This is a genomic window from Acidovorax sp. CF316, assembly GCF_000276605.1.
Classification (GTDB): domain Bacteria; phylum Pseudomonadota; class Gammaproteobacteria; order Burkholderiales; family Burkholderiaceae_C; genus Acidovorax.
In genome coordinates, this window is record NZ_AKJX01000282.1 from 1 (window position 1) to 10,097 (window position 10,097).

The following is a 10,097-nucleotide window of genomic DNA, read 5'->3' on the forward strand; positions in this document are numbered from 1 at the left end:
GGCCCTGCGGCTGGCGCGGTTTGCCGCGTGCGGCCAGATAGGCCGGCGCGGCCACCAGCACGCGCGGCCAAGTGCCAAGGTGGCGGGCGACCAGGTCCTGGGGCAGGGGGCCGCCCAGGCGCAGCGAGACGTCGATGCGCTCCTCCAGCGGGTGGATGAAGCGGTCGTCCAGGACCAGCTCCAGCGCGATCTCGGGGTAGGTGGCCAGGAACTCGCCGGCCATGGCGTTGAGCCGGCACTGGCCCAGGGCCACCGGCGCGCTCACGCGCAGCAGGCCGCGGGGCTGTGCGGTGCGCTGGTGCACATCGGCCACGGCCTCGTCATGGGCTTCGAGCATGCGCCGCGCGTGCTCGTGAAAGCGCTGGCCTTCTTCGGTCAGGCTCAGCCCCGCCGGGGCCCGGCGCAGCAGGCGCACGCCCAGCGACTGCTCCAGGCCCGCGACCAGCTTGCTCACCGTGGGCTGGGTGGTGTGCAGGGCGCGCGCCGCGCCCGACAGGCTGCCCAGCTCCACGCTGTGAACGAAGGCCGCGAGCGCGCGCAGGGTGTCCATGGGTATTCCGAAATCGAATGAGGAACATGCCATTTTGCCGTCTGTTCATGAATCGTGGAATGAAAGACAGTGGCAGCTCTTTCAGCCCATCCGAGGATTTGTACCCATGAAGCCCCTTTCGAAAATCACCGCACGCATGCGCCACGCCATGCTGGCACTGGCCGTTGCCGCAGGCCACGCCGTTGCTGCACCCCCGGCTGCAACCGCGGAACACTGGAGCCCGAGCTGGATGGCCGCCCCCCAGCCCCTGTGGGGCGGCGACTTCGTGCTGCCGCTGGGCCTGCCCTTCCAGCACCACCGGCAGACCATCCGCCAGGTGGCGCGCCTGAGCATCGGCGGCACGCAGCTGCGCGTGGTGCTCAGCAACGAGGGAAGCAGCGTGCCGCTGCACATCGGCGCGGCGCGCGTGGCGCGCCATGCCCAGGGTGCTGGGGGATCGGCCACCGTGCCGGGCACGGACCGCGTGCTGCTCTTCGGCGGCCAGGCCGCCACCGTGGTGCCGCCCGGTGCGCGCTGGGTCAGCGACCCGGTGGACCTGCCCCTGCCTGCGCTGGCCGAGGTCGCCGTGTCGCTGTACCTGCCCCAGCCCAGCGCGCCCGCGGGCTTCCACTTCGATGCACGCCAGACGGCCTACGTGGCCGAGGGCGAGCACACCGCCGCCCTGCAGCTGCCGGCTACAGCCACCGCGTGGAGCACCCGCGTCTATGTGAGCGGCCTGGCGGTACAGACCCCGGCACCCGCCGCCGCCGTGGTGGTGCTCGGCGACTCCATCACCGATGGCAACGGCGCCACGCCGGGCGCCAACGCGCGCTGGCCCGATGCGCTGGCCGAGCGCCTGGCCGGGCAGGGCGTGGCCGTGCTCAATGCCGGCATCTCCGGCGGCCGCCTGCTGCGTGACGGCATGGGCCGCGCCGGCCTCACGCGGGCCGCGCAGGACGTGTTCGGCCAGCCCGGCGTGCGCGCCCTCATCGTGCTGCTGGGCACCAACGACATCGGCTGGCCCGGCGGCCCCTTCGCGCCCGGGGAGCCGGCGCTGCGCGCCGAGGAACTGGTGCAGGGCTACCGCCAGCTCATCGCCATGGCCCGCAGCCACAATGTGCGTGTGGTGGGCGGCACCATCCCGCCGTTCGGCGATGCGCTGGCCGGCACGCCGCTGGCGGGCCATTACTCGCCCGAGAAGGACGCCGTGCGCCAGGCCGTGAACCGCTGGATCCGCGAGGCCGGGGCCTTCGACGCCGTGGTCGACTTCGATGCGCTGCTGCGCGACCCGGCCCGTCCCTCGCACCTGCGCGCCGAGATGGACTCCGGCGACCACCTGCACCCTGGGGATGCAGGCTACCGAGCCATGGCCGCGGCCGTCGACCTGGAGGCGCTGCTGGGGCGCTGAGGTCCGCCTACCAGGAACCTGCTACAACCGGTGGACAGCTGCGCCCTGGTGGCAGCGTTTTTCTGGAGAAGCCCGATGTCCCAGCACCCCCGCTTCAACGTCTTTGGCCGCATCGTCGAAGTGCAGCGCCACGGCGCACAGTGGCAGTCGTTCCTGATCGGCGCGGACGGCAAGCGCGCGCCGGCCGGCTGGGTGGTGCCCGATTTCATCGAGGCCGACGAGCTGGCACAGTACCTGGCCGACCTGTTCCACGAGAGCGCCATGCCGCACAACGGCGAGGTGCACCGCATCAGCTAGGGCCTTCGCGACCCCGAAATTGGTGTTGACCGGCCCTGGTGTTCTGTCCCGCCCATGGGTTCCCATTACCCCGCATCGGCAAGGTACACATACAGCCGGTTGCGCCCCATGGTCTTGGCCTGGTACATCGCGTTGTCGGCCTGGCGCAGCACCTCGTCCACTGTCAGGGCGTGGCCGGACACCAGGCTCACGCCGATACTGGCCTCGCAGTGGTAGGGTTGCCCGCCGAGGTCGTAGGGTTCGCGCAGGGCGGCCAGCATGTTCTCCCCCACGGCCCGTGCCTTGTCGGTGGCCTCAGGGGCGTCCTGGCCCAGGCTTTGCAGCAGCACCACGAACTCGTCTCCACCCAGGCGGGCCACGGTGTCCTGCTCGCGCACGCAGGCGCGCAGGCGCGTGGCCACCTCGCGCAGCAGCAGGTCGCCCACGGCGTGGCCGCGGCTGTCGTTGAGGGCCTTGAAATGGTCCAGGTCGATGAACAGGGCGGCCGCGATCTGGCCGCTGCGGCTGCTGGCCGCCATCACCTGCTCCAGCCGGTCGGTCAGCAGGCGCCGGTTGGGCAGCTGGGTCAGGGTGTCGTACAGGGCCAGGCGGCGCGCCTCTTCCTCGGCGGCCTTGCGCCGGGAGATGTCGATGTCGATGCAGAACATCTCCGGCTCCTGGCCTGGCACATGCACGTAGGCGTGGCTTGAGAACACGTCCACCGGCGATCCGTCCTTGCGTTCGAGGCGCAGCTCGCCTGCGGGAATGGGTTCGCCCGAGCTGAACATGTGCGCGACCTGGGCCGCCACGGCCTCGTGCATGGGCTCGGGGATGATCAGCTCCAGCAGGTTGCTGCCCAGGGCCTCCTGCTCGGTGTAGCCGTACAGCTCCTCCGAGGCCTTGTTCCAGTAAGTGGTGGTGCCATCGGCCCGGTAGCCCTGCACCGACACCGAAGGGATGCCCAGCAGCAGCGAGCGAAAGCGCAGCTCCGATTCGTGCAGCGCCTGCTGCGCCTGCCAGCGCTCGGTGATGTCGCGCGCCAGGAAGAGCACGGCCGCCTGGCCATCGACTTCGGTGCCCAGGGGCTGCGCCCGCCCTTCGAAGTAGCGGATGCCCGAGGCCGTGTACACCGTGTATTCGAGCTTGCGCGGTGCGCCCGCGGCCAGCGTGTCCTGCAGCAGCTGCCCCAGCCGCTGGGCCTCGCTGGAGGGCAGCATGTCGTGCATGCGCTGGCCCACGCGCTGCGGCGCCCCTGCGGCATGCATGCCTTCGTGGTGTGAAAAAAGCTCCATGCAGCGGCCCTGGGCGTCGAGCACCACCAGCGCATCGGGGATCGCCTGGGTGATGGCCCGCAGGCGGGCGGCGCTGCCCACCAGGGCGAAGTCGGTGGCCTGGCGCTGCTCCACGTCGCGCAGCAGCAGGCCCAGCATGGCGGTGGCCACCGGAAAGATCATCAGGTAGGGCACGGCCACGGTGTCATTGATGCGCGCCGCCACCTCGGCTGGCAGCGCCTGGAACAGCCCGACCACCGCCAGGTGCAGCAGCACGCCGAAAACCAGCAGCGGCCAGATGCCCACGCCCAGTTGCCAGCGCTGGCGCGCATGGCGGTAGGCGAGGCCGGCGGCCACGCAGGTGGCAATGCTCAGCACCCCGACGAGGGCCCCGGCACCGCCCAGCCACATGCGCCAGGCGGCCGACAGGGCCCCGGCGATCAGCGCCACCGTGGTGCCGCCGAACAGTCCCGCCATGCACAGCACCACCGAACGCGCATCGATGATGACGCCGGGCGAAATGGTCAGGGGCGAGAGCATGCCCACGATGCAGATGCCGCCGAACAACAGCCCCGAGAAGGCCTTGCCCACCCGGGGGTGTCTGCGCCACAGGCGGATGTTGGCCCCGTGCAGAAAGCACAGAGCCAGCAGCAGGGCCGCGCCTTTGACCAGTTCGACGAACAAGGAACCTCCCCGCAGCCCGTGAGCGAAGTTCCATCATGTGGCAATTGCTGCCAGCGGTAAATGCTATTTTTGCCCGGGTTTTCCGCCATCCCGTCGGCCATGGCGCCCGGCTCCTCCTCAGGTCAGCAGCGCCTGGGCGAATTCGCGGGCATTGAAGGTTTCGAGGTCTTCGAGCTTTTCGCCCACGCCGATGAAGTACACGGGGATCGGGCGCTCCTGCGCGATGGCGGCCAGCACCCCGCCCTTGGCGGTGCCGTCGAGCTTGGTGACGATCAGGCCGGTGAGCTGCAGCGCATCGTCGAAGGCACGCACCTGGGCCAGAGCGTTCTGGCCAGTGTTGCCGTCGATCACCAGCAGCACCTCGTGCGGGGCCGTGGCATCGGCCTTGGTCACCACGCGGCGGATCTTCTTGAGCTCTTCCATCAGGTGCAGCTGCGTGGGCAGGCGCCCGGCCGTGTCGACCAGCACCACGTCCTTGCCCCGGGCCTTGCCGGCGGTCACCGCGTCGAAGCTCACGGCGGCAGGGTCGCCGCCCTCCTGGCTCACGATCTCCACCGTGTTGCGGTCGGCCCAGACGCCGAGCTGCTCGCGCGCCGCCGCACGAAAGGTGTCGGCCGCCGCCAGCAGCACGGCCGCGCCTTCGCCCGAGAGGTGGCGCGTGAGCTTGCCGATGGAGGGTCTTGCCCGCGCCGTTGACGCCCGCCACCATGATGACGGTGGGCGTGAACTGGCCGATCACCAGGGATTTCTCCAGCGGGCGCAGCAGGTCGGCCAGGGCATCGGCCAGCAGGCCCTTGACCAGGGCCGGGTCGGTGGTCTTGCTGTCTTTTACGCGGCGCTTGAGGTCGGTCAGCAGGTGCTGTGTCGCCTTGACGCCGGTATCGGCCATGAGCAGGGCTTCTTCGAGCTCTTCGTACAGGGCATCGTCGATCTGCGTGCCGGTGAACACGGTGGCGATGCTGCTGCCGGTCTTGCGCAGGCCGAGCTTGAGCCGGTCGAGCCAGCCCTTGCGCTCGGCCACCACGGGCGCAGGTGCGGGTACGACGGGTACGGGTGCGGGCAGGGGCGCCGGTGGGCGCACCACGGGGGCTGGAGCCGCCACGGAAGGGGCCACCGGGGCCGGTGCAGGGGACGGCACCCAGGGGGCCGGTGCTGCCGGCGTGGGCGCTGGCACGGGGGCGGCCACCGGCGCAATGGTGACAGGGGGTGCCCAGGGGGCTGGCGCCGCAGGCACAGGCGCTGCCGTGGGGGCAGGGGGCAGTGCAGGGCTTGGGACAGGCGTGGGTGCGGGGGCCGGTACCGGCGCGATGGGCTGCGCCGGCGCAGGCTCCGCCTTGCCGCCAAAGGGGTTGCGCAGCCAGCCCAGACCGGGGATGGCCGGTGCGGGCGCAGGGGCCGGGGCCGGCTGTGGCGCAGGCGGCTCGGGCTGGGCCGCGGGTGAGGAAGCAGGTGCCGGGGCTCCGGGCGCGGCCACCGATGGGGGCTCATCGGCAGGGGCGGGCGAGGTGGGGGGCTTTTTCTTGAAAAAACTGAACATTGGCGGGTTCTTAGAATCAGCCATTCTATGAAACGTGCTTTCACCCTACTGGGCCTGCTGGCCTGCCTCGGCGCCGGAGCCACCACCGCGGTGGTTTCTCCGGGTTCCCATCCATCATCTGCAGCGGGCGGGGCCGTTGTGGCGCCGCCCGAGCCGGGAGGCGGCGGGCCGCGTGCCACGGCCTCCGGGGCGCAGCAGTTCACGCTGGCCAACGGCATGCAACTCATCGTGCAGCCCGACCACCGCGCCCCCACGGCGGTGCACATGGTCTGGGTGCGGGTGGGCTCCATGGACGAGGTGGACGGCACCTCGGGCGTGGCCCATGTGCTCGAGCACATGATGTTCAAGGGCTCCAAGACCGTGCCGCCGGGCGACTTCTCGCGGCGCGTGGCGGCCCTGGGCGGGCGCGAGAACGCCTTCACCAGCCGCGACTACACGGGTTATTACCAGCAGATCCCGGCCAACCGGCTCGAGGACGTGATGCGCCTGGAGTCGGACCGGTTTGCCCACAACCAGTGGCCCGACGCAGAGTTCAAGAAGGAAATCGAGGTGGTCAAGGAGGAGCGCCGCATGCGCACCGAGGACCAGCCGCGGGCCATGCTGGCCGAGCAGCTGTTTGCCGCCACCTTCACCGCCGCGCCCTACCGCCGCCCCATCGTGGGCTGGATGAGCGACCTCGACGCCATGACGCCGGACGACGTGCGCGCCTTCCACCGCCAGTGGTACACGCCCACCAACGCCGCCGTGGTGGTGGCCGGTGACGTGGACGTGGCCAAGGTGCGCGCGCTGGCCGAAAAGTACTACGGCAAGCTGCCCACCCATGCGCTGCCCGTGCGCAAGCCGCGCGTGGAGCCGGTGCAGCAGGGCCTGCGCCGCATTGCGGTGAAGGCACCGGCCGAGCAAGGCTATGTGGCCCTGGCCTTCCGCGTGCCGGCCCTGGAGCGCCTGCAGGACCTGCAGGAGTCCGACACCGACGCGCTGGCCCTGCTGATGTTGTCGGCCGTGTTCAGCGGCTATGACGGCGCGCGCCTGGAGCGCGCATTGAGCCAGGGCGAGAACCGCGTGGCCGACAGCGTGGGCAGCTCGGCCATGGTCACGGGGCGCGGGCCGGCGCTGTTCATGTTCACCGGCGTGCCCACCGGTGGCAAGACCGCGCAGCAGGTCGAGGAGGGCCTGCGCGCCGAGGTGGCGCGCGTGGCGCGCGATGGCGTGAGCCAGGCCGAACTGGAGCGCGTGAAGACGCAGTGGATCGCCTCCACCGTCTACGAGCGCGACTCGGTCCACAGCCAGGCGCAGGAACTGGGCAGCAACTGGGTGCAGGGCTTCCCGCTCGACGCCGAGGAGCGCCTGCTGGAGCTGGCGCGCAAGGTCACGCCAGAGCAGGTGCAGGCCGTGGCCGCCAAGTACTTCGGCGACGACCAGCTCACCGTGGCCACGCTGCTGCCGCAACCGCTCGATGCCCCCCGTCCCCGCCCGGCCCCCAAGGCCGGTGCTGCCCGCCACTGAACCCCGGTCCCCCACCCATGATCAATTTCAAGAAACTGGCGGTCGGCACCGTGCTGGCCAGCAGCAGCGCGCTGTTCTACTGCGGCTCGGCCTGGGCCCTGCTGCCGATCCAGCACTGGACGGAGCCCAACGGCGCCCGCGTGTGGCTGGTGGAAAGCCCCGTCATCCCCATGGTGGACGTGCAGATCGACTTCGACGCCGGCAGCCGCCGCGACCCGGCGGCGCAGGCCGGCCTGGCCAGCGCCACGGCCTCCATGGCCTCCAAGGGCGTGAAGGCGCAGGGCGCAGAGCCCGCGCTCGACGAGAACGCCCTGGGCGAGGCCTGGGCCGACCTGGGCGCGAGCTTCGAGGCCGGCGCCGACAGCGATGCCATGCACTTCTCGCTGCGCTCGCTGACCGAGGCGCCGCTGCTGGACAAGGCCGCGCGCCTGGCGGCACGCCAGATCGCCGAGCCGAGCTGGCCGGCCGACATCTGGGCGCGTGACCGGGCGCGCTGGAGCGCGAGCATCAAGGAGTCGAACACCCGCCCCGCCACCGTGGCCGAAAAGGCCTTTGGCGCTGCGGTGTACGGCAGCCACCCCTATGGCGTGCGCACCACGGAAGAGACGCTGGCGCGCATCAACGTGGCCGACATGCAGGCCTTCCACGCCAGCGCCATCGCGGCCTGCCGCGCCAAGGTGAGCATCGTCGGTGCCGTCACGCGGGCCCAGGCCCAGACCCTGGTGGCCACGCTGCTGGCGCGCCTGCCCGCGGCATCGGCCTGCGCGCCTCTGCCCGCCGTGGGCGAGATCGCCGCGCTGACCGCGCCCGAGGAAAAGAACATCCCGTTTGCCTCGGCGCAGGCGCATGTGCTGATCGGCCAGCCCGGCTTTCCCCGCCGCGACCCCGACTTCATCGCGCTGCTGGTGGGCAACCACATCCTGGGCGGCGGCGGCTTCGTCTCGCGCCTGACCGAGGAGGTGCGCGAAAAGCGCGGCCTGAGCTACAGCGTGTACAGCTACTTCGCGGGCGGCCTGCATGCCGGGGCCTTCACCATCGGCCTGCAGACGCGCCCCGACCAGGCGGCCCAGGCCGTGAAGGTCTCGCGCGACGTGCTGGCCCGCTTCGTGGCCGAAGGCCCCACCGAGGCCGAATTGCGCGCCGCCAAGGACAACCTGATCGGCGGCTTCGCGCTGCGCATCGACAGCAACAAGAAGCTCCTGGGCAACGTGGCCAACATCGCCTGGAACGACCTGCCGCTCGACTACCTGGACCGCTGGACCCAGCGCGTGGACGCGCTCACGGTGGCCGACATCCGCGCCGCCATGCAGCGCAAGCTGCAGCCCGAGCGCATGGTGACCGTGGTGGTGGGGGGCAAGCCATGAGCCGCTCGACCCTGCGCGGCGGCGCCATCAATGCCGAGATCCGCAAGGCCCAGGCAGCGGCCGCCGCGCCTGCCCCCAAGGCCGGTGCCAAGGCGGTTGCCAAGGACAAAAAGGCGGCCGCCGCGGCCCCCAAGGGTGCGGGCGAAATCCGCATCATCGGCGGGCAATGGAAGCGCACGCGCCTGCCCGTGGCCCAGCGCCCGGGCCTGCGGCCCACTCCCGACCGCGTGCGCGAGACCCTGTTCAACTGGCTCGGCCAGGACCTCGCGGGCTGGCGCTGCCTGGACGCCTTTGCCGGCACCGGCGCCCTGGGCCTGGAGGCCGCCTCGCGCGGTGCGGCCGCCGTGCAACTGGTGGAGAGCGATGCGGCGTTGGTGGCGCAGCTCAACACCCTGCAGCAGCGCCTGGAGGCCAAGGCCGTGCGCGTGCAGCGCGGCGATGGCATTGCCGCGCTGCGCCAGGCCGCACCGGCCAGCCTGGACCTGGTGCTGATCGACCCACCGTTCGACGGCAACCTGTTCGATTCGGCACTGCAGGCGGCCGGCAAGGCCGTGGCGGCCGGCGGCTATGTCTACCTGGAGGCGCCCGTCGCCTGGACCGACGAGGGCCTGGCCGCCAGCGGCCTGGTGGTGTACCGCCACCTCAAGGCCGGTGCGGTGCATGCGCACCTGCTGCGGCCCGTGGGCGCCGCCAGCACGCCGGGCGACGCCAGCTGAGTTTCGTTCGCGCCCGGCCGCACCTGCAGCCGGGCCGGCCGAAAAGGGCGGCGGGAACATCCATGTTGCAGTGCACTGCATAATGCGGCCAAGCGGCCCGGCAGGCCCACAAGAGGCCGGGGCCAGTGCCCATTTCGCCGTACAGGAGACAACCCGCCATGGCCCAGAACGTGCTCGCCGTCTATCCCGGAACCTTCGACCCCATCACCCTGGGCCATGAGGACGTGGTGCGCAGGGCCACCCAGTTGTTCGAACGCGTGATCGTCGCCGTGGCTGCGGGCCACCACAAGAAGACCCTGTTCAGCCTCGACGAGCGCATCGACATGGTGCGCGAGGCGGTCAAGGCCTACCCCCAGGTGCAGGTGGAGAGCTTTTCGGGCCTGCTGCGCGATTTCGTCGTTTCGCGCGGCGGCAAGGCCATGGTGCGCGGCCTGCGTGCCGTGACCGACTTCGATTACGAATTCCAGCTCGCCGGCATGAACCGCAGCCTGATGCCCCAGGTGGAAACCGTATTCCTGACGCCCAGCGACAAGTACCAGTTCATCAGCAGCACCTTCGTGCGCGAGATCGCGGTGCTCGGCGGCGAGGTGACCAAGTTCGTCTCGCCCTCGGTGGAGGAGCGGCTGGCCGTCAAGGTCCGCAGCCTGGCGCCCCAACCATGATCTGGCCGGTTTGCGTACGGCTCTTGCGTTACCAGCCAACCTTTGAACGGCGCGCTGCCTAAGCCAGGACCGCCGCGCAAGGGCCGCCCCGCCGCGCTGGCGGTGTCCCCCTTCCCGAATGGCGCAGCCATTCGAGAGAAGGGG

General features: G+C 71.0%; 8 protein-coding genes and 1 pseudogene. 6 read left to right on the forward strand and 3 right to left on the reverse strand.

Annotated elements, in window-relative coordinates; all coding sequences use genetic code 11:
- Positions 1-550, reverse strand: a 550-nt coding sequence (locus PMI14_RS31490; protein ID WP_007861523.1) for a LysR family transcriptional regulator, incomplete at its 3' end; no start/stop codon positions are given.
- Between the two features lie 106 nt (positions 551-656).
- Between PMI14_RS31490 and PMI14_RS31495 the strand changes: the two genes are divergently transcribed.
- Both PMI14_RS31495 and PMI14_RS31500 read left to right on the forward strand, forming a co-directional pair.
- On the forward strand, positions 657-1,937 hold the full coding sequence (locus PMI14_RS31495) for an SGNH/GDSL hydrolase family protein (protein ID WP_007861525.1): 1,281 nt from the start codon (positions 657-659) through the stop codon (positions 1,935-1,937).
- Between the two features lie 75 nt (positions 1,938-2,012).
- A complete protein-coding gene (locus tag PMI14_RS31500; RefSeq protein WP_007861526.1) occupies positions 2,013-2,234 on the forward strand; it encodes a hypothetical protein in 222 nt (73 codons plus the stop codon).
- A gap of 65 nt (positions 2,235-2,299) precedes the next feature.
- Here PMI14_RS31500 and PMI14_RS31505 read toward each other — a convergent pair whose 3' ends face one another.
- Together PMI14_RS31505 and ftsY are read right to left on the reverse strand one after the other, a co-directional pair.
- Positions 2,300-4,168, reverse strand: coding sequence for a diguanylate cyclase domain-containing protein (locus PMI14_RS31505; RefSeq protein ID WP_007861527.1), 1,869 nt, complete (start codon positions 4,166-4,168; stop codon positions 2,300-2,302).
- Between the two features lie 117 nt (positions 4,169-4,285).
- A pseudogene (gene ftsY / locus PMI14_RS31510) lies at positions 4,286-5,705 on the reverse strand (signal recognition particle-docking protein FtsY).
- Positions 5,706-5,732: 27 nt separating this feature from the next.
- Between ftsY and PMI14_RS31515 the strand changes: the two are divergent.
- The 4 genes from PMI14_RS31515 to coaD all read left to right on the forward strand — a co-directional run bounded on the left by PMI14_RS31515 (position 5,733) and on the right by coaD (position 9,953).
- The gene (locus PMI14_RS31515; RefSeq protein WP_007861530.1) at positions 5,733-7,211 is read left to right on the forward strand and encodes a pitrilysin family protein; all 1,479 of its coding nucleotides are present in this window, start codon (positions 5,733-5,735) and stop codon (positions 7,209-7,211) included.
- Between the two features lie 17 nt (positions 7,212-7,228).
- Positions 7,229-8,575 carry a pitrilysin family protein gene (locus PMI14_RS31520; protein ID WP_007861531.1) on the forward strand — a complete coding sequence of 449 codons (1,347 nt, stop codon included), beginning with the start codon at positions 7,229-7,231 and terminating at the stop codon, positions 8,573-8,575.
- On the forward strand, positions 8,572-9,291 hold the full coding sequence (gene rsmD, locus PMI14_RS31525; protein WP_007861532.1) for a 16S rRNA (guanine(966)-N(2))-methyltransferase RsmD: 720 nt from the start codon (positions 8,572-8,574) through the stop codon (positions 9,289-9,291). Before PMI14_RS31520 ends, rsmD begins: the two co-directional genes overlap by 4 nt.
- 158 nt (positions 9,292-9,449) lie before the next feature.
- Positions 9,450-9,953, forward strand: a complete 504-nt coding sequence (coaD, locus tag PMI14_RS31530; RefSeq protein ID WP_007861533.1) for a pantetheine-phosphate adenylyltransferase — start codon at positions 9,450-9,452, stop codon at positions 9,951-9,953.
- Positions 9,954-10,097 lie beyond the last annotated feature (144 nt).